The organism is Rhizobium skierniewicense, assembly GCF_014196515.1.
GTDB classification, from domain to species: Bacteria; Pseudomonadota; Alphaproteobacteria; order Rhizobiales; family Rhizobiaceae; genus Agrobacterium; species Agrobacterium skierniewicense.
The window spans coordinates 328,879-347,045 of sequence record NZ_JACIDV010000005.1 but is presented as its reverse complement, the minus strand read 5'-3'; the positions used below and the strand labels follow the sequence as shown (position 1 = coordinate 347,045).

The 18,167-nt window shown below is 59.3% G+C and carries 17 protein-coding genes; all 17 read left to right on the top strand.

Annotation, left to right across the window (positions count from 1 at the left end; translation table 11 throughout):
* Positions 1 to 13 precede the first annotated feature (13 nt).
* The gene (locus GGQ73_RS10630) at positions 14 to 1,081 is read left to right on the top strand and encodes an ABC transporter permease (protein ID WP_183896097.1); all 1,068 of its coding nucleotides are present in this window, start codon (positions 14 to 16) and stop codon (positions 1,079 to 1,081) included.
* Entirely contained in the window at positions 1,078 to 2,010 is a 933-nt protein-coding gene (gene nikC, locus GGQ73_RS10625) for a nickel transporter permease (RefSeq protein ID WP_183896095.1), read from the top strand. Before GGQ73_RS10630 ends, nikC begins: the two co-directional genes overlap by 4 nt.
* The gene (locus GGQ73_RS10620; protein WP_183896093.1) at positions 2,007 to 2,843 is read left to right on the top strand and encodes an ABC transporter ATP-binding protein; all 837 of its coding nucleotides are present in this window, start codon (positions 2,007 to 2,009) and stop codon (positions 2,841 to 2,843) included. The genes nikC and GGQ73_RS10620 overlap by 4 nt, the downstream gene beginning before the upstream one ends.
* On the top strand, positions 2,840 to 3,589 hold the full coding sequence (locus GGQ73_RS10615) for an ABC transporter ATP-binding protein (RefSeq protein WP_183896091.1): 750 nt from the start codon (positions 2,840 to 2,842) through the stop codon (positions 3,587 to 3,589). The genes GGQ73_RS10620 and GGQ73_RS10615 overlap by 4 nt, the downstream gene beginning before the upstream one ends.
* Positions 3,590 to 3,662: 73 nt before the next feature.
* Positions 3,663 to 4,562 (top strand): LysR family transcriptional regulator, encoded by a 900-nt coding sequence (locus GGQ73_RS10610; RefSeq protein ID WP_183896089.1) that lies wholly within the window; start codon positions 3,663 to 3,665, stop codon positions 4,560 to 4,562.
* An 87-nt stretch (positions 4,563 to 4,649) separates the two neighbouring features.
* Complete coding sequence (locus GGQ73_RS10605) at positions 4,650 to 6,185, top strand: ABC transporter substrate-binding protein (RefSeq protein WP_412762969.1); 1,536 nt, start codon at positions 4,650 to 4,652, stop codon at positions 6,183 to 6,185.
* Between the two features lie 52 nt (positions 6,186 to 6,237).
* On the top strand, positions 6,238 to 7,188 hold the full coding sequence (locus tag GGQ73_RS10600) for an ABC transporter permease (protein ID WP_183896085.1): 951 nt from the start codon (positions 6,238 to 6,240) through the stop codon (positions 7,186 to 7,188).
* On the top strand, positions 7,185 to 8,006 hold the full coding sequence (locus tag GGQ73_RS10595; protein ID WP_183896083.1) for an ABC transporter permease: 822 nt from the start codon (positions 7,185 to 7,187) through the stop codon (positions 8,004 to 8,006). The genes GGQ73_RS10600 and GGQ73_RS10595 overlap by 4 nt, the downstream gene beginning before the upstream one ends.
* A gap of 190 nt (positions 8,007 to 8,196) precedes the next feature.
* The gene (locus GGQ73_RS10590) at positions 8,197 to 8,778 is read left to right on the top strand and encodes an exopolysaccharide biosynthesis protein (protein ID WP_210290095.1); all 582 of its coding nucleotides are present in this window, start codon (positions 8,197 to 8,199) and stop codon (positions 8,776 to 8,778) included.
* A 74-nt stretch (positions 8,779 to 8,852) separates the two neighbouring features.
* On the top strand, positions 8,853 to 9,806 hold the full coding sequence (locus GGQ73_RS10585; RefSeq protein ID WP_183896079.1) for a sugar-binding transcriptional regulator: 954 nt from the start codon (positions 8,853 to 8,855) through the stop codon (positions 9,804 to 9,806).
* A gap of 143 nt (positions 9,807 to 9,949) precedes the next feature.
* The gene (locus GGQ73_RS10580; protein ID WP_174154017.1) at positions 9,950 to 11,263 is read left to right on the top strand and encodes an ABC transporter substrate-binding protein; all 1,314 of its coding nucleotides are present in this window, start codon (positions 9,950 to 9,952) and stop codon (positions 11,261 to 11,263) included.
* Between the two features lie 246 nt (positions 11,264 to 11,509).
* Entirely contained in the window at positions 11,510 to 12,382 is an 873-nt protein-coding gene (locus GGQ73_RS10575) for a carbohydrate ABC transporter permease (protein WP_174154016.1), read from the top strand.
* A gap of 11 nt (positions 12,383 to 12,393) precedes the next feature.
* Complete coding sequence (locus tag GGQ73_RS10570; protein WP_174154015.1) at positions 12,394 to 13,218, top strand: carbohydrate ABC transporter permease; 825 nt, start codon at positions 12,394 to 12,396, stop codon at positions 13,216 to 13,218.
* Between the two features lie 11 nt (positions 13,219 to 13,229).
* Positions 13,230 to 14,228: an ABC transporter ATP-binding protein gene (locus GGQ73_RS10565; protein ID WP_174154014.1), complete on the top strand. Its 999-nt coding sequence runs from the start codon at positions 13,230 to 13,232 to the stop codon at positions 14,226 to 14,228.
* An 85-nt stretch (positions 14,229 to 14,313) separates the two neighbouring features.
* A complete protein-coding gene (locus GGQ73_RS10560; protein ID WP_183896077.1) occupies positions 14,314 to 15,795 on the top strand; it encodes a mannitol dehydrogenase family protein in 1,482 nt (493 codons plus the stop codon).
* Between the two features lie 16 nt (positions 15,796 to 15,811).
* Positions 15,812 to 16,495 (top strand): HAD family hydrolase, encoded by a 684-nt coding sequence (locus GGQ73_RS10555; protein WP_183896075.1) that lies wholly within the window; start codon positions 15,812 to 15,814, stop codon positions 16,493 to 16,495.
* Between the two features lie 63 nt (positions 16,496 to 16,558).
* Positions 16,559 to 18,133 carry an FGGY-family carbohydrate kinase gene (locus tag GGQ73_RS10550; RefSeq protein ID WP_183896073.1) on the top strand — a complete coding sequence of 525 codons (1,575 nt, stop codon included), beginning with the start codon at positions 16,559 to 16,561 and terminating at the stop codon, positions 18,131 to 18,133.
* Positions 18,134 to 18,167 lie beyond the last annotated feature (34 nt).

Sequence of the window (18,167 nt, the reverse complement as noted above, 5' to 3'; positions counted from 1 at the left end):
CAGGATTGATCCAGTGACCATCATTGAAACAGTACCAAGGCCAAGGCGCGGCAAAAGCCGCGCCAACAAGCGCCTGAACGCCATCATCGGCTTCCTTGTCACCGTCATCACCACATTTTTGGGATTGCTGGCGGTTACCTTCTTTATCGGTCGCGTCATCCCCATCGATCCCGCTCTCGCCATCGTGGGCGACCGTGCGCCTGCCCATGTGGTGGAGCGTGTGCGCGAAGAGCTCGGCCTCAACCTGCCGCTCTGGCACCAGTTTTTTCTCTACATCAAACAAGCGCTATCGGGTGACTTTGGCACCTCGGTGCTGACCACCAATCCTGTGATGACCGATATTATCAGGGTCTTCCCTGCGACCATCGAGCTTGCCACCATCGGTACGCTGATCGGCGCTGTCTTCGGCATTCCGCTTGGCGTTCTCGCCGCCGTCAAGCGCGGCAGCATCATCGACCAGATCGTCCGCATCATCGGTCTTGTCGGTTATTCCGTGCCGATTTTCTGGCTGGGCCTCTTGGCGCTTCTGGTGTTTTACGCCAAGCTGAACTGGGTTGCCTATCCCGGACGGATGGATATCGTCTACGAATTCACCTTCACGCCGGGAACAGGCTTTTATCTGCTGGATGCCTTCTGGCAGGGGCAGTGGGATGTGCTGTGGGATCTGTTCCGGCACATCATCCTGCCTGCCGGATTGCTGGGTTATTTCTCGCTCGCCTATATCAGCCGCATGACGCGCTCCTTCATGCTCAATGAACTTGCCCAAGAGTACATCGTCGCCGCCCGCGCCAAGGGTCTGTCGGAAATGCGTATCATCTGGTTCCACGCGTTGCGCAACGCTGCCGTGCCGTTGTTGACAGTCATCGTGCTGTCCTACGCCGGTTTGCTGGAAGGTTCTGTGCTCACGGAAACCATCTTCTCCTGGCCGGGGCTTGGCCTTTACATCACCAATTCCTTGCAGAATGCGGATATGAACGCCGTTCTCGGCGGCACCATCGTCATCGGTGCCGTGTTCATCAGCATCAATCTCCTGTCCGATCTGCTCTACCGGACGCTCGATCCAAGGACGCGCAGCCGATGACGACAGCTTTGACCCCCTTGAAACCTTACAGCCGGGAATGGCTGCTGTCCGACAGACCGGCATCCCGTAGGCAGGCCCGGCTCGGCCGCGCCTATGTCATCTGGCGGCGGTTTTCGGAAAACCGGCTGGCGCTGGCCGGGCTCGGCATCATCGCGGCGCTGGTGCTGGTGGCGATCTTTGCCAATGTGCTGGCCCCGCATTCACCCGTGCAGGGGGATTTGCGCAATGCCCGCCTGCTGCCTCCCGGGAGTGCCGGTTATTGGCTCGGCACGGATGATCAGGGTCGCGATATTCTCTCGCGCCTCATCCACGGTTCGCGGCTGACGCTGTTCGTGGTCATGCTGGTGGCCATCATCGCCGCCCCCGTTGGCCTCATCGTCGGCACCGTCGCCGGTTATGCCGGTGGCTGGGTCGATGCCGTGCTGATGCGCATCACCGATATTTTTCTGGCGTTCCCCAAGCTTGTTCTGGCGCTGGCTCTGGTGGCAGCCTTGGGGCCGGGCATCGAGAATGCGGTGCTGGCCATTGCCGTCACCTCATGGCCGCCCTATGCCCGCATTGCCCGCGCTGAAACCATGACATTCCGCAACTCTGATTTCATCGCGGCTATCAAGCTCATGGGCGCGTCGCCTTGGCGCATCGTGCTCAAACACGTCATGCCACTGTGCATGTCATCGCTCATCGTGCGTGTGACGCTGGATATGGCGGGTATCATTCTGACTGCCGCCGGTCTCGGCTTTCTCGGCCTCGGTGCACAGCCGCCGCTGCCGGAATGGGGTGCCATGATCGCATCCGGTCGCCGCTTTATTCTCGACCAATGGTGGGTCGCCGCCATGCCGGGAATTGCCATTCTCATCGTCAGTCTGGGCTTCAACCTTTTGGGCGATGGGCTGCGCGATGCGCTGGATCCGAAGGAGGCAGGTCAATGACGGCTCCGCTTCTGACCGTTGACAACCTGCGCGTCAGCTTTCCCACCCGCACCGGGTTGGTGGAGGCGGTGCGCGGCGTGTCTTTCACGCTCGGCAGGGAGCGTCTCGGCATCGTCGGCGAATCCGGTTCCGGCAAGTCGCAGACCGGTCGCGCCATCATGGGGCTGACGCCGTCTGCCGCGAAAATCGAGGCGGATGCCCTACGTTTCGGCGATATCGATCTGCTGAAAGCCTCGGCTAAACAGCGCCGCAGCATTCGCGGCAAGCGCATCGGCATGATCCTGCAGGACCCGAAATATTCACTGAACCCGGTCATGCCCATTGGTCGCCAGATTGTCGAAACGTTACGGACGCATGAGCGCATCAGTTCATCGGATGCAAAACAGCGTACGCTCGACATGCTGGAGGCGGTGCAGATCCGCGAGCCGGAACGCGTTTTCGGTCTTTATCCGCACGAAGTATCCGGCGGCATGGGCCAGCGCGTGATGATCGCCATGATGCTGGTCTGCGGACCGGAACTTCTGATTGCCGACGAGCCGACATCAGCGCTCGATGTGACGGTACAACTGGAAGTTCTCGGCATTCTCGACAAGCTTGTGCGCGATCGTGGCATGGGGCTGATTTTCATCTCTCACGATCTGCGGCTGGTTTCCTCCTTCTGCGACCGCGTCCTCGTCATGTATGCGGGCCGCGTGGTGGAGGAGCTTGACGCGGCCAATCTGGACCATGCGCAGCACCCTTACACGCGCGGGCTGCTCAACTGCCTGCCCAAGATCGGCGATAACAGGCATCCCCTGCCGGTTCTGGACCGCCAGCTGGAGTGGCGCCTATGACCTCAGTTCTTTCCGTTTCCGATCTGCTGGTGGATTTCGATGGGCACATTGCGCTTGATGGCGTCAGCATCGACGTGAACAAGGGCCAGTCCTTTGGTCTTGTCGGCGAATCCGGCTCGGGCAAATCCACGCTGCTGCGCGCCATTGCCGGTCTCAACCACTTCGATGAAGGCACTCTCATGGTCGAGGGGCGAACCTACAAGAGCAAGTTCCGGGAAAAGAGCTTTTACCGCGATGTGCAGATGGTGTTTCAAGACCCCTACGGCTCGCTGCATCCGCGCCAGACGGTGGATGCGCTGCTGTTGGAGCCCTTGACGATCCACGGCATTGAGGACAAGGAAGCCCGCATCACTCGCGCGCTGGATGAGGTCGGTCTTGGAAGCGGCTTCCGCTTTCGCTACTCGCACCAACTGTCCGGCGGTCAGCGCCAGCGCATCGCCATTGCCCGCGCGCTCATTCTTGAGCCGAAAATCCTGCTGCTGGACGAACCGACGTCGGCGCTCGATGCTTCCATTCAGGCCGAAATTCTCAATTTGCTGGAACAGGCCCGTAAGGACCGAAACCTCACTTTCCTGATGGTCAGTCACGACCTCGGCGTCATCAGCCACATGTGCGACCGCTTGGCGGTCATGAAAAGCGGCAAGGTGGTGGAAATGCTGGATGTGGACGCGCTTGAAAGCCGGACGTTTGAGGCGGATTACACGCGGCAATTGCTGGTGGCCAGCGAAGGTTTCGTGCGTGATTGAGGCATGGCAGTGATGCTGCTACAACCTCCCTCATTCCTGTGACAGGCACAGGGATGAAAGAGATGGCGTCACCATGAACCTCCGCGCATTGATGTATTTCGATGAGCTTGTCCGCACCAGTTCCATGCGCGCGGCGGCGGAAAATCTGAATGTCGCGCCGACGGCCGTCAGCCGCCAGATCGAAAACCTCGAGGACTATTTCGGTGCGCCGCTGGTGGAGCGATCCAGCCGTGGCGTGACCTTGACGGCAGCGGGGGAGCTTCTGGCAGCACGGGCTGGCAAGACCCTGCGCGAGCTTTGGCATGTCCACCAGCTGATCGATGATCTCAAGGGACTGGAACGCGGCCGTGCCACGATCTATGCCAATGGCGCCACCGTCGCCAGCCTGCTGGCACCGGCGCTGTCGCAGTTCGCCCAAGCCTATCCGAAGCTGCGTTTCGAAGTTCACATTACCAGCGCCCGTCAGGCCATCGATGCGCTGGTTTCTTCACAGGCCGATATTGCCCTCACGCTGTTTGCTCCAAAAACAACGGAGGTCAAAATCCTCGCAAAGCGCGAGATCTGTTACGACGTCATCCTCCCCGCAGACCATCCATTGGCGGCTAAGACGTCGATCGCATTGAAGGACCTAGCGTCTGTGCCTCTGGCTTTGCCGGACAAAACCTTCGCGGCACGGCAGGCTTTCGATGCCCTGTTTGAGCAAGCCGGCATCACGCTCGATCCCGTGTTCACTGTCAGCTCGCTGGAACTGCTGAAAGAACTGGTGCTGGACCGCGCCGCCGTCACCCTTCTGCCGGCTCTGACTGTTGCCCGCGACATCAAGGCTGGCCAGATGGTCGCGGTGCCCATAAGCGGTCCCAAGGGCGTGCGCACGCATATGGAACTTGGCGTTGCGCCACACCGGGAGCTCTCCTTCGCAGCAGCGACGCTGGCGGATTTCATCGGGACTTTCATTGCTAACCTGCCAAAATAGGCAGTTGATTTGCGCCCCTGATATCGTGTAGCGATTTCAGCAACGCGCTGGACACAGAATGTTGGCGCCGCTCGACTGGAGACGATGATGATGCACAGCATGCTTTTGCAATCGGTAACCCTCACACGCCGTTTGGCGCTAGGCCTTGCCGTCGCGACTGCTCTTTCAGCGATGCTGCCCGCCACGGCGGCTTTTGCAGCGGCAAAAAACGCCATCACCATCGGAATGGGCACAGAGCCTGCAGGGCTTGACCCGACAGCCGGTGCTAACGTCTTCATTGGCCAGGTGACATGGCAGAACATCTTCGAAGGCCTCGTCACGATCGACAGGGACGGAAAGATCCAGCCGCAACTGGCGGACAGCTGGGAGATATCCGAAGACGGCAAGACCTACACGTTCAAACTGCGTGAGGGCGTGAAATTCCACGATGGCGAGGCTTTCGATGCCTCTGTTGCCAAGGCGTCGCTGGACCGTGCAAGGGGCGATGCTTCCATCAACCCGCAAAAGCGCTTCTTTGCGGCCATCGATAGCATCGAAACGCCAGACCCGACGACGCTCGTTCTTACGTTGAAGCAGCCGTCCGGCAGCCTGCTCTATTGGCTCGGCTGGCCCGCCTCAGTGATGGTCGGCACCAAATCTTCCGACGGCAACAAGACCACGCCCATCGGCACCGGTCCGTTCAAGTTCGTCAACTGGTCCAAGGGTGAGAAGGTCGAGATGGCCCGCAACACGGATTACTGGGACAAATCCGCGACCATCGCGCTTGAAAAAGCCACGTTCCGTTTCATTCCCGATCCGCAGGCCCAGGCCGCCGCGCTGAAATCCGGCGATATCGATGCTTTCCCCGAATTTGGCGCACCGGAACTGATGGCCTCCTTCGAAGGGCATACCCGGCTCGGCACCTTCATCGGCAACACCGAACTGAAGGTCGTTGCTGGCATGAACAACGCCGTCAAGCCTTTCAACGACAAGCGCGTGCGCCAGGCCCTGATGATGGCGGTGGATCGCGCGACGGTGATCGAAGGCGCATGGTCCGGCTTTGGCACCCCCATCGGCAGCCATTACACCCCCAATGATCGCGGTTACGTCGATACGACAGGCGTTCATCCCTATGATCCCGAAAAAGCCCGGACGTTGCTGGCTGAAGCTGGTTATCCGAACGGTCTTTCCTTCACCATCAAGGCGCCGCAAATGCCCTATGCGCAGCGGACCTCGCAGATCCTGCAAGCCATGTTTGCCGAGATCGGTGTGACGATGACCATCGAGACCACGGAATTCCCGGGCAAATGGGTGTCGGATGTGCTCAAAGGCGCCAATTACGACATGACCATCGTCGCCCATGCGGAGCCGATGGATATCGATATATTCTCGCGTGACCCCTATTATTTCAATTACAAGAACCCGACCTTCAACGAGATCATCAAGAACGTCGAACTGACAGCCGATCCGGTAGAACAAGAGGATCTGTATCAGGACGCGCAGAAGATCCTGGCGCAGGATGTGCCAGCGCTGTTCCTTTTCGTGATGCCGAAGCTCGGCGTTTGGGACAGGAAGATTGAGGGGCTGTGGGAAAACGAGCCTATCCCGTCCAACGTGCTGACAGATGTGCGTTGGGAAGAGTGATGGTGTGTTTGCAGTATAGCCACACCCACCGCCCTACAGGCCGGGCCTCACCATGATCGCCCTCATCCTCAAACGCCTTCTCGGTCTTTTCTTTACGCTGCTCGCCGTATCCTTCCTGATCTACACCGTCATGGGTCTGTTACCAGGGGATCCGGCCGCCATCATGCTCGGCACATCGGCAAGCCCCGATACGCTGGCGGCGCTGCAAAAACAGATGGGTCTCGATCAGCCGCTGGTGCTGCGCTACGTCTCATGGCTGGCAGCCATGGCGCATGGCGATCTCGGGCAATCCTATACCTATGGCGTACCGGTGGCGGGGTTGATCCTTGACAGGCTTGCGGTCACGTTGCCACTGGCGTGCATCGCCATCACCCTTTCCATTCTCATCGCCGTGCCACTTGGTGTCATGGCCGCGCGATACAGGGGAGGGGTGATCGATCGTTTCTGCGGCCTGTTTTCCCATGCGGGCATCGCCGTTCCCGGCTTCTGGGTGGGACTTTTGCTGATCCTCGTTTTTTCCACCACGCTTGGGTGGATGCCAGCGGGCGGTTTTCCCGGCTGGCAGGCGGGGTTCGTTGCCGCATCGAAGGCGCTGGTGCTTCCAGCGGTGGCGCTCGCCTTTTCTCAGGCCGGTGTTCTGACGCGGGTCTGCCGCTCGGCCATGCTGGAGGTGATGAGCGAGGATTTCGTGCGCACCGTCAGGGCCAAGGGCATCGGTGAAACCGCCACACTGTGGAAGCACGTCCTACCCAATGCGCTCATCCCCGTCATCACCATGGTCGGCCTGCAATTCACGTTCCTGATCGCTGGCACGGTTCTGGTGGAAAACGTCTTCAATCTTCCCGGCCTCGGGCGCCTTGCCTTTCAGGCGCTGACGCAGCGCGATATCGTTGTTATGCAATCGGTCGTGCTGTTCTTCTGCGCGCTGGTCATATCCATGAATTTTCTCGTTGATATGGCCTACCTGCTGATCGATCCGCGCTTGCGGGCGCGTGCCGCATGAGACGTTTCAATATCCGCAATGGCACCCTTCTGTCTGGCGCCACCATCACCGGTGCTCTGGTCGCCATCGCGCTGCTATCCCTCGTCTGGACGCCGCAGGTGCCGACGAAAATGCAGATTGCCGCCAAGCTCAGGCCGCCGCTGGCGCATGGTCTGCTGGGAACGGATCAATTCGGCCGCGATCTTCTCTCCATGCTGATGGTCGGGGCGTGGAACTCGCTGTCCACCGCCGTCCTTGCTGTTGCCATCGGGGCCACCATTGGCACGCTGGTCGGCATTTTTGCGGCTGCCCGGCGCGGTGTCGTCGAAGCTTTGCTGATGCGCCTTTGCGATATCATCTTTGCGCTGCCACCCATCCTCTCAGCCATGATGCTCGGCGCCTTCATCGGTTCCGGTCGCTTCACCGCCATCGTCGCCATCGCCACCTTCATGGTGCCGGTCTTTGCGCGCCTGACCTGCGCGGCGGCCCTGCAATTATGGGCGCGGGATTTTGTGCTGGCAGCGGAAAGTCTGGGGCGAAGCAGGGGCGGGATCACGGTTACCCATATCCTGCCGAACCTGACCAACCTCATCATCGTGCAGGTCAGCATCCAGCTGGGGCTTGCGATCCTGACCGAGGCGGGGTTGAGCTTTCTCGGTCTCGGCATGCCACCACCCGCGCCCACCTGGGGGCGGATGTTGTGGGACGCGCAGACCTATCTGTCGCTTGCGCCTTGGCTTGCCATTTTGCCGGGGCTTGCGATCGCGCTGGCGGTTCTCGGCTTCAATCTGCTGGGAGATGGCCTTCGCGATCGGCTCGACCCGAGACTGCGGCACTAGTGGAAACAACGACAATCTCAGCGTCTTGTCGTATTGCTGCCGCCATTGTTCTGTTACAGCGGGACCATAATCCTGGAGTTGAAAACCTATGCTGCGCCTGTCGGATAATCCTGCTCTCTGCGGTTCGGTCGATGATGCCGATCCGGCATTGACGGAACCCGCCACGCCAAAAGTCGGCCTTGTCGATATTCTGCACGCGCTTGCTGGTGATGAAAGCCGCACCCGCATCTCCGTTGGCGATCTCTTGTCCGCCATGGGCGACCGTGCCTTTGGCGCGTTGATGCTGGTCTTTGCTCTCCCCAACATCGTGCCGACACCACCAGGCACATCTGCCATCACAGGCACGCCGCTGGTGTTTCTGGCAGCACAACTGTTTGCCGGTAAGAACCCGTGGCTCCCCCGTGTCATCTCCGAACGGTCATTGGCACGGGAAGATTTTGCCCGCGTCGTCCAAAAGATCGTCCCGGTTCTGCTGCGGGTTCAGAAACTTCTCAAGCCACGCTTGGAGGGTCTGTTATCGCCGGTGTTCGAGCGCGTTATCGGCCTCATTTGCCTGGTTCTCGCCGTCATCCTGGCTTTGCCAATCCCGCTCGGCAACATTTTGCCTGCCATCGCGATCGGCTGTTTTTCCTTCGCTCTTCTGGAGCGGGATGGTCTCTTCGCGCTGATCGGCGGTGTTCTCGCTGTGACCTCGGTGGCTGTCGTCAGTGGCGTGATTTACGGCATTGTCAAAGCCGCGCTTTATTTCGTGGTCGGACCATTGCTGGGGTGAGCGTGCCTTGCCGCGTTTGACATCGGCTCTAGAAAAATGTCAGCACAGTGGAAATGCGACGTGAGGGCAGGCATATGGCCAGACGATCCGAAACCGGTGGACGGCTAGACGACGCGGCGAGAGCCGGGTGGCTTTATTACGTTGCGGGCCGCACGCAAGACGAGATTGCCAGTGCCATGGGCATCTCCCGCCAGTCGGCGCAGCGGCTTGTTTCGCTGGCGGTCACCGAACGGCTGATCAAGGTACGCCTCGACCACCCTATTGCCGCCTGCCTCGAAAAAAGCGAGGCCCTGCGCGAGCGGTTTTCTTTGAAGTATGTGGAAGTGGTGCCGAGCGATCCGGCAGGCACATCCTCCACCGTGGGCATTGCCGAGGCGGGGGCGGCTGAAATCGAACGCTGGCTGCGCAAGTCAGACCCCATCGTTCTCGCTATCGGCACCGGACGAACGCTGAAAGCGGCGGTCGACCAGTTGCCGCCGATGGAATGTCCGCAACACCGCATCGTCTCGCTCACCGGCAATATCGGACCGGACGGTTCTGCCGCCTATTACAACGTCATTTTCAGCATGGCGGATGCCATCAAGGCGCGGCATTTCCCGATGCCGCTGCCGGTTCTCTGTTCGTCGGCAGAAGAACGGGAATTGCTGCACGACCAGTCGATGGTGCGCTCCACATTGGCGCTGGGTGCTGCCGCCAACGTCACTTTCGTCGGTGTCGGTCAACTGGCAGAGGACGCTCCGCTCTGCGTCGATGGTTTTCTCGAGGTTCAGGAGATGCGCGACCTCATCGCCAAGGGTGGTGCGGGTGAGATTTGCGGCTGGTCCTTCGACCGGGATGGCCGGATTCTGGAGACGCCGATCAATGATCGTGTCGCCTCCGTTCCCCTGCCGCCACGCGAGACGAGCACGGTGATCGGTATTGCGCAGGGCAAGCAAAAATCGCCCGCCATTCTCGGTGCTCTTCGGGGTGGCCTGTTGAACGGCATCATTACCGACGAAGTCTCTGCTGAGTATTTGCTCGCGAAGTGAGCAGAAATATCACTTTAAAACCAGTATGTTAGATAATCCTTGTGCATCGCAGCGCAGGTAGGTGCTTGACTTTTGCCTCTCATAAGTGAGTATTTGCCCTAGAGCAAAGCGAATGCTCAATAACTTCTTCTGGGAGGAAGATCATGACTTTGAAGACACTTCTGCTGGGCGCGTGCTCGGCTCTCGCTTTTTCTGGCCTCGCTTCCGCAGAAACGCTGACCATCGCCACCGTCAACAATGGCGACATGATCCGCATGCAGGGACTGACATCCGAATTCACCGCCAAAAATCCTGACATTCAGGTCGAGTGGGTCACGCTGGAAGAAAACGTCCTGCGTGAACGCGTCACCACCGATATCGCCACCAATGGCGGCCAGTACGACATCATGACCATCGGCAACTACGAAGTTCCGATCTGGGCCAAGCAGGGCTGGCTTCTGCCGCTCGAAAAGCTCGGCGACAACTATGATGTCGCTGACATGCTGCCATCCATCAAGGGTGGTCTGACTGTCGACAGCAAGCTGTACGCTGCACCCTTCTATGGCGAATCCGCCATGATCATGTATCGCAAGGATCTGTTTGAAAAAGCAGGTCTGAAGATGCCGGAAAACCCGACATGGGAATTCATTGGCGACGCAGCCCGCAAGATCACCGACCGCAAGGCCGACGTGAACGGCATGTGCCTTCGCGGCAAGGCTGGCTGGGGTGAGAACATGGCCTTCATCACAGCCCTCACCAACTCGTTTGGTGGTCGCTGGTTCGATGAAAACTGGAAGCCCCAGTTCGATCAGCCTGAGTGGAAGAACGCGCTTCAGTTCTACGTGGACCTGATGAAGGATGCCGGTCCTGCCGGTGCCTCCTCCAACGGCTTCAACGAAAACCTGACGCTGTTCCAGCAGGGCAAATGCGGCATGTGGATCGACGCCACGGTGGCTGCATCCTTCGTGTCCAACCCGAAGGACAGCAAGGTTGCCGACCAGGTGGGCTATGCGCTGTTCCCGACGCATGGTGAGATGAAGAACCACGGCAATTGGCTCTGGTCCTGGAACCTTGCCATTCCGAAGAGCTCGCAGAAGGCGGAAGCCGCTGAGAAGTTCATCGCCTGGGCAACCAGCAAGGAATACACGCAGCTCGTCGCTTCCAAGGATGGCTGGGCCAACGTTCCCCCAGGCACCCGCACCTCGCTCTACAAGAATGCGGACTACGAAAAGGCCGCAGGCTTTGCAGCGCCGACGCTGGCTGCCATGAACGCTGCCGACATCACCAAGCCAACCGTCAAGCCGGTGCCTTACACGGGCGGCCAGTTCGTGGCGATCCCCGAGTTTCAGTCTCTGGGCACCACGGTCGGTCAGCTGTTTTCGGCGGTTGTTGCTGGTCAGTCCAGCGTTGATGATGCTCTCGCCAGCGCCCAGTCCACGGCCACGCGCGAAATGACGCGCTCGGGATATATCAAGTAATCCTCCCGAAGATCGCCGTCCGGCTCTGAGGGCCGGGCGGCGCATATATTCAAAGCCGTTATGTTTCTGTGAAATCCCCTCCCCAACCCCTCCCCACAAGGGGGAGGGGCTTTATCCGCCGCACCGTTGTCGCACCGAGTGAACTTCGGCGTTTGCGGCACGGTTTCTCCCCCCTTGTGGGGGAGATGGCCGGCAGGCCAGAGGGGGTCTTCGACACCATGCTCAGAGGGCGGAGGAAGCCATCCGATGGCGACGCAAAACACCAAAAATCTGGCGCGGCTGATGATGGCGCCGTCGGTCATCCTGCTTCTGGTCTGGATGATCGTGCCACTGTCGATGACGCTCTGGTATTCGTTTCAGAACTACAATCTTCTGAACCCGTCCAATGTCAGCTTTGCTGGCCTGTTCAATTATCAGTATTTCTACACCGACCCGGCTTTCTTCCAGTCCATCTGGAACACGCTTGTCATCGTCGGCGGCGTGCTGATGATCACCGTCATCGGTGGGATCGGCATTGCTCTGTTGCTGGATCAGCCGATTTTCGGCCAGGGCATCGTGCGCATTCTGGTCATCTCGCCGTTTTTCGTCATGCCGCCGGTCGCAGCTCTCGTGTGGAAGAACATGATCATGCATCCCGGGTACGGGGTGTTGGCGGACCTGAACCGGTTCTTCGGCTTTCAGCCGATCGACTGGTTCTCGCAGTTTCCGCTGCTGTCCATCGTCATCATCGTGGCATGGCAGTGGTTGCCCTTTGCAACACTGATCCTTTTGACAGCCCTTCAGTCGCTGGATGGCGAACAGAAGGAAGCCGCCGAAATGGATGGCGCGAGCTTCTTCAGCCGCTTCATCTATCTGACGCTGCCGCACCTGGCGCGCGCCATCACGGTCGTCATTCTCATCCAGACCATCTTCCTGCTCGGCGTCTACGCGGAAATCCTCGTCACCACCAATGGTGGACCGGGCTACGCCTCGACCAATCTCGCCTTCCTCATCTACCGCACGGCGCTCTTGGGCTATGATGTGGGTGGAGCATCCGCCGGTGGCATCATCGCCGTCATCCTTGCAAACGTCGTCGCCATCTTCCTGATGCGCGCCGTCGGCAAGAACCTCGATCGATAGGAGACAGGATCATGGCTCGCAAAGTCTCGACACGCTCCCGCATCGGCTTCACCATCGCCGCCTGGGTCATCGCCCTCCTGCTGTTCTTCCCCATCCTCTATGCGTTCCTAACATCGCTGAAGACGGAGCCGGAAGCCATTGCGGGGTTCAGCCTGTGGCCATCGGGCACGTTTGAAAACTACATCACCGTCAATACGCAGCGGGATTATTTCAAGCCGTTCATGAACTCGGTGATCCTGTCGGTCGGTTCGACGATCTTTGCGCTGATCATCGCCATTCCGGCAGCATGGGCCATGGCGTTTTCGCCCACCAAACGGACCAAGGATATTCTGATGTGGATGCTCTCCACCAAGATGATGCCTGCGGTGGCGGTGCTGGTGCCGATCTATCTGATCTTCCGCAATGCCGGTCTGCTCGATACCCGCATCGGCCTCACCATCATGCTCACCTTCATCAATCTGCCGATCGTGGTGTGGATGCTCTACACATATTTTCGGGAAATTCCGGGTGAAATCCTTGAAGCGTCTCGCATGGACGGTGCGTCCCTGTGGAACGAGATCGTCTATGTGCTGACGCCGATGGCGATCCCCGGCATTGCCTCCACTCTGCTTCTCAACATCATTCTGGCGTGGAACGAGTCCTTCTGGACCATTCGTCTCACGACGACCAATGCAGCACCGCTGACGGCCTTCATCGCCTCCTTCTCCAGCCCGCAAGGTCTGTTCTGGGCGAAGCTGTCTGCCGCTTCGATGATGGCGATTGCGCCGATCCTCGTGCTGGGCTGGTTCTCCCAGAAACAACTCGTTCGCGGCCTCACTTTTGGCGCGGTGAAATAAGGAATAAGAAAATGGGCAGCATTTCCCTTAAAAACGTTTCCAAGGTCTTCGGTGAAGCCAAGGTCATTCCCTCCATCAATCTCGATATCGAGAATGGCGAGTTCGTGGTGTTCGTCGGCCCGTCAGGTTGCGGCAAGTCCACGCTTCTGCGCCTCATCGCCGGTCTTGAAGACGTCACCGGCGGCCAGATCATCATCGACGGCAAGGACGCCACCGAAAAGGCACCTGCCGAACGAGGCCTTGCCATGGTGTTCCAGTCCTATGCGCTCTACCCGCATATGAGCGTGCGCAACAATATCGGCTTTCCCTTGAAAATGGCCAAGCTCGACAAGGCCGTGATCGACAAGAAGGTCAACGATGCCGCAAGCGTACTGAACCTCACGGATTACCTCGACCGTCGTCCCTCGCAGCTGTCGGGCGGCCAGCGCCAGCGTGTAGCCATCGGTCGCGCCATCGTGCGTGAACCCTCGGCGTTCCTGTTCGATGAACCCCTGTCGAACCTCGATGCCTCGCTTCGCGGCACCATGCGGTTGGAAATCTCCGAGCTGCACAACACGTTGAAGACGACGATGATCTACGTGACGCATGATCAGGTGGAAGCCATGACCATGGCCGACAAGATCGTCGTGCTCAATCGCGGCAATATCGAGCAGGTCGGCTCGCCGATGGAGCTGTACAAGACGCCGCGCAACCTGTTCGTCGCAGGGTTTATCGGCTCGCCGCGCATGAATTTCGTCAAGGGTGCTTACGCGCAGGCCAAAAGTGCCGACACGGTCGGCGTTCGTCCGGAACATCTGCTTCTGTCGAAGGATAGCGGTCTGTGGCAGGGCAAGGTCACCGTGGCCGAACATCTGGGCTCCGACACCTTCATTCACATCAATGTCGAGGAGATCGGCATGATCACCGCACGTGCGGGCGGCGAGTTCGCCTGCCAGCATGGCGATACCGTTTTCATCACGCCGGATGATACCAAAATCCACAGGTTCGATAGCAACGGTCTGGCCCTCTGAGGGCTGGACCGCATCGCCCAATGCTGGTTGTAACAGCGGTTAGCCAAGGCGACTGCTCCATGACAGGAAATTCGAGGATCGTCTCATGACATCAAAACTCTCGCTCGCCACGCTTGATCAGGTCAAGGCAACGGCCTCCGTTCCGTCCTATTCGCGCGCGGACCTTGTCCCCGGTATCGTGCATTTTGGCGTGGGCAATTTCCACAGGGCGCATCAGGCGATCTATCTGGATGACCTGTTCAACACCGGTGCCGATCACGATTGGGCCATCATCGGCGCAGGCGTTCTGCCGTCTGATGCCGTCATGCGTGAAAAGCTTGCGGCACAGGATTTCCTGACCACGGTGGTGGAGCAGGATAACAACCGCACCGGCGCGCGCGTGACCGGCCCGATGGTCGACATTCTCCAGATCGGTGACACCGCAGCCACCATAGAAAAGCTGGCCGACCCAAAAATCCGCATCGTCTCGATGACCATCACCGAAGGCGGCTATTTCATTGATGCATCCGGTGCGTTCAATCCGCAGCATCCGGCCATTGCCGAAGACGGCAAAAATCCCGCCGCACCAAAGACCGTCTTCGGCCTCATCGTCGCCGGTCTGAGAGCTCGCAAGGACAAGGGCCTCCAGCCCTTTACCGTGATGTCCTGCGACAACATTCCGCATAATGGCAAGGTCACGAAGAACGCCGTCGTTGGCGTGGCGGCGCTGTCCGATCCAGCTTTTGCCAACTGGATCAGCGAAACCGTCGCCTTTCCCAATTCCATGGTGGACCGCATCACGCCTGCCACCGGCCAGCGCGAACGTGATATCGCCCTCGATGATTTCGGCATTGACGACAACTGGCCGGTCTTCTGCGAAGAGTTCAAGCAATGGGTCATGGAAGACAATTTCCCAGCGGGTCGTCCTGCGCTGGAAAAAGTCGGGGTGCAATTCGTGCCCGAAGTCGCGCCCTATGAGCATATGAAGATCCGTATTCTTAATGGCGGCCATGCGGCAATTGCCTATCCTGCAGCCCTTCTCGACATCCATTTCGTGCATGAGGCGATGGAGCATCCGCTGATCCGCGCCTTCCTCGCCAAGCTGGAGAAGGAAGAAATCATCCCGATCATTCCGCCGGTGCCCAACACAGATCTCAACGACTATTTCGACCTCATTGAACGCCGCTTCCTCAACCCCAAGATCGGCGATACCATTCCGCGCTTAGCGCAGGATGGCTCCAACCGTCAGCCAAAATTCATCCTGCCATCTACGTCCGATCGTCTGGCAAAGGGCGATGATATCGTCGGTCTCTCGCTGGTCTCGGCGCTGTGGTGCCGTTACTTCCATGGCACGTCCGATAGCGGTGCAAACATCGTCTTCAACGATGCCAGTGCCGAGCGCCTTCAAGCTGCTGCCACCAAGGCCAAGGACGATCCGATGGCGTTTCTCGCGCTCGACGATATTTTCGGCGAGGTTGCCAAATCCGAGCTGTTCCAGAAACGCTTTGCCCATGCCTTGAAGACGTTGTGGGAGAAGGGTACGGCTGAAACGCTTGAACTTTATCTGCAAAACAAACTCGTCAGCTGACGAAAAGAGATGTGCCATGCAAACCGGGAACGCGCCTCTGCTGATCTTTGATTGCGATGGCGTTCTCGTGGATAGCGAACCGGTTTCGATTGCTGTCCTCATCGATATGGTCGCCCATCAGGGCGTCCAGATCAGCGAAGAGGACGCCTATCAGCGCTTCCTCGGCCGCAGCGTCGCCAGTATGACGGCGACGCTTTGGGACGAATACGGCGTCGAAACCGACATCGACTTTCTGGAACATATGCGCGCCGAGTTGTTTCAGCGCTTTCGTGATGAGCTGAAGGCCATCGATGGCATGGCCGAGACGCTGGACCGCCTGTCGGTTCCGCGCTGCGTCGCCTCTTCCAGTCAGCCGGAGCGCATCCGTTATTCACTCGGGCTGACAGGTCTGCTGGATAAACTGGAGCCGCATATTTTCAGCGCCACCATGGTCAAGAACGGCAAGCCAGCGCCCGATCTCTTCCTGCATGCTGCCAACGAGATGCAGATGGAGCCAGGCGACTGCATCGTCATCGAAGACAGCCCTGCCGGCATAGCTGCGGCGAAAGCTGCGGGAATGCGCGTTTTTGCGTTCACCGGCGGTTCACACGCCCGTTTCCCAGCATTTCGGGAGCATATTGCCAGTCTGGAGCCCGATCTGGTGTTTGACGCCATGCCGGATTTGGTCCAACTTGTGGCGGACCAAACTGCGCGGGTTTAACGCTGCCGGTGCCGTCTGCAGCGATGCGGTCTGGTCGCGATTGAGGAATGGGAATTTAGCCTGATGCGTCAATATCTTGTTGCTGTCGATGTCGGCACGGGCAGCGCTCGCGCTGGCGTTTTCGATGCAAAGGGTAGGCTGATTGCACGCGCAACCCATCCCATCATCATGCAAAGGCCAAGGGAAAACCACGCCGAGCATGATTCAGCCGATATCTGGAATGCCGTTTGTATCGCCGTGCGCCAGGCTATGGCCGATGCCGATATCCCGGCATCCTCGGTTGCGGCCATCGGTTTCGATGCCACCTGTTCGCTGGTCGTGCGCGGGCCGCAGGGCGAGCAGGTCACGGTGTCAACGTCCGGCGAAGACCGCTTCGACACCATCGTCTGGCTGGACCACCGAGCCATCGCCGAAGCTGACTTTCTGAGCATGTCGCGTCATCCCGTGCTGGATTATGCAGGCGGCTCGATGTCTCCGGAGATGGAGATGCCCAAGCTGATGTGGCTGAAAAAACATCTGCCGGATAGTTGGACAAAAGCCGGATATTTCTTCGATCTCGCCGACTTCCTGACCTGGAAAGCCAGCGGCAGCGCCAAGCGTTCCAATTGCACGCTGACGGCCAAGTGGAATTTTTTAGGCCATGAGAGGCAGGGGTGGAGCCAGGATTATCTCGAAATGGCAGGCCTTGGCGATCTCCTGCAACGTGGCAACCTTCCCACTCAGGCTGTCGCCCCCGGCCAAAGCGTCGGCACGCTCTCGCAGCAAGCAGCGGACGAGCTTGGGCTGGATACGGGCTGCGAAGTTGCAGCAGGCATGATCGATGCCTATGCGGGCGCACTCGGAGCGCTCGGCGGTAGTCTGCAATCGGATGTCGGCAGCAATGTCGCGCTGATTGCCGGCACCTCCAGCTGCCTTGTCACGCTGACACCGAAACGCATGCCCGGACACAGCCTCTGGGGTCCGTACTGGGAAGCGATCCTGCCCGGCCACTGGCTGGTGGAGGGTGGACAATCGGCCACCGGCGCGCTTTTAGACCACGTCGTGCGCATGCATGCCGCAGGTGGCGAGCCGACCTCGGCACTCCACGCCCGCATTGTGGAACGGGTGCTGGATTTGCGTCGCATTGAAGGGGAGGGCTTTGCCGATCACCTGTACGTCCTGCCGGATTTCCATGGCAACCGTTCGCCGCTGGCAGATCCGCATGCGCGTGGCGTCATCAGCGGGCTGACGCTCGATACGTCCTTCGATAGCTTGTGCCGCCTCTATTGGCGAACGGCGGTTTCCATTGCGCTCGGCGCGCGGCATGTGCTGGATGCGATGGAAGGGTTCGGTTATGCGGTAGAAACGCTACACGTCACCGGCGGCCATGTGCACAACCCACTCCTGATGGAGCTCTACGCCGATGTCACGGGCAAGCGCATCGTCGTTCCCGCCACGGCGGATGCGGTGCTGCTGGGTACAGCCATGAATGCTGCGTCTGCGGGTGGCGTCCACAAGGGATTGGCGGCTGCTGGTGCGGCCATGTATTCCGGTGGGGAGGAGAGACGCGGCAGCGGGCAGGCTATGGAGCGTTACGAGAGTGACTATCGTCGGTTTCTGGCCATGTACCGCCACCGCGAGGAGCTGGAACGGCTTTGACTTTCGTCACCCCGCACGAATGCGGGGTGAGATT

Coding starts and splice junctions, on each gene's coding strand:
- nikC (WP_183896095.1), top strand. CDS start 1,078: ATGACGACAGCTTTGACCCCCTTGAAACCTTACAGCCGGGAATGGCTG.
- GGQ73_RS10620 (WP_183896093.1), top strand. CDS start 2,007: ATGACGGCTCCGCTTCTGACCGTTGACAACCTGCGCGTCAGCTTTCCC.
- GGQ73_RS10615 (WP_183896091.1), top strand. CDS start 2,840: ATGACCTCAGTTCTTTCCGTTTCCGATCTGCTGGTGGATTTCGATGGG.
- GGQ73_RS10610 (WP_183896089.1), top strand. CDS start 3,663: ATGAACCTCCGCGCATTGATGTATTTCGATGAGCTTGTCCGCACCAGT.
- GGQ73_RS10605 (WP_412762969.1), top strand. CDS start 4,650: ATGATGCACAGCATGCTTTTGCAATCGGTAACCCTCACACGCCGTTTG.
- GGQ73_RS10600 (WP_183896085.1), top strand. CDS start 6,238: ATGATCGCCCTCATCCTCAAACGCCTTCTCGGTCTTTTCTTTACGCTG.
- GGQ73_RS10595 (WP_183896083.1), top strand. CDS start 7,185: ATGAGACGTTTCAATATCCGCAATGGCACCCTTCTGTCTGGCGCCACC.
- GGQ73_RS10585 (WP_183896079.1), top strand. CDS start 8,853: ATGGCCAGACGATCCGAAACCGGTGGACGGCTAGACGACGCGGCGAGA.
- GGQ73_RS10580 (WP_174154017.1), top strand. CDS start 9,950: ATGACTTTGAAGACACTTCTGCTGGGCGCGTGCTCGGCTCTCGCTTTT.
- GGQ73_RS10575 (WP_174154016.1), top strand. CDS start 11,510: ATGGCGACGCAAAACACCAAAAATCTGGCGCGGCTGATGATGGCGCCG.
- GGQ73_RS10570 (WP_174154015.1), top strand. CDS start 12,394: ATGGCTCGCAAAGTCTCGACACGCTCCCGCATCGGCTTCACCATCGCC.
- GGQ73_RS10565 (WP_174154014.1), top strand. CDS start 13,230: ATGGGCAGCATTTCCCTTAAAAACGTTTCCAAGGTCTTCGGTGAAGCC.
- GGQ73_RS10560 (WP_183896077.1), top strand. CDS start 14,314: ATGACATCAAAACTCTCGCTCGCCACGCTTGATCAGGTCAAGGCAACG.
- GGQ73_RS10555 (WP_183896075.1), top strand. CDS start 15,812: ATGCAAACCGGGAACGCGCCTCTGCTGATCTTTGATTGCGATGGCGTT.
- GGQ73_RS10550 (WP_183896073.1), top strand. CDS start 16,559: ATGCGTCAATATCTTGTTGCTGTCGATGTCGGCACGGGCAGCGCTCGC.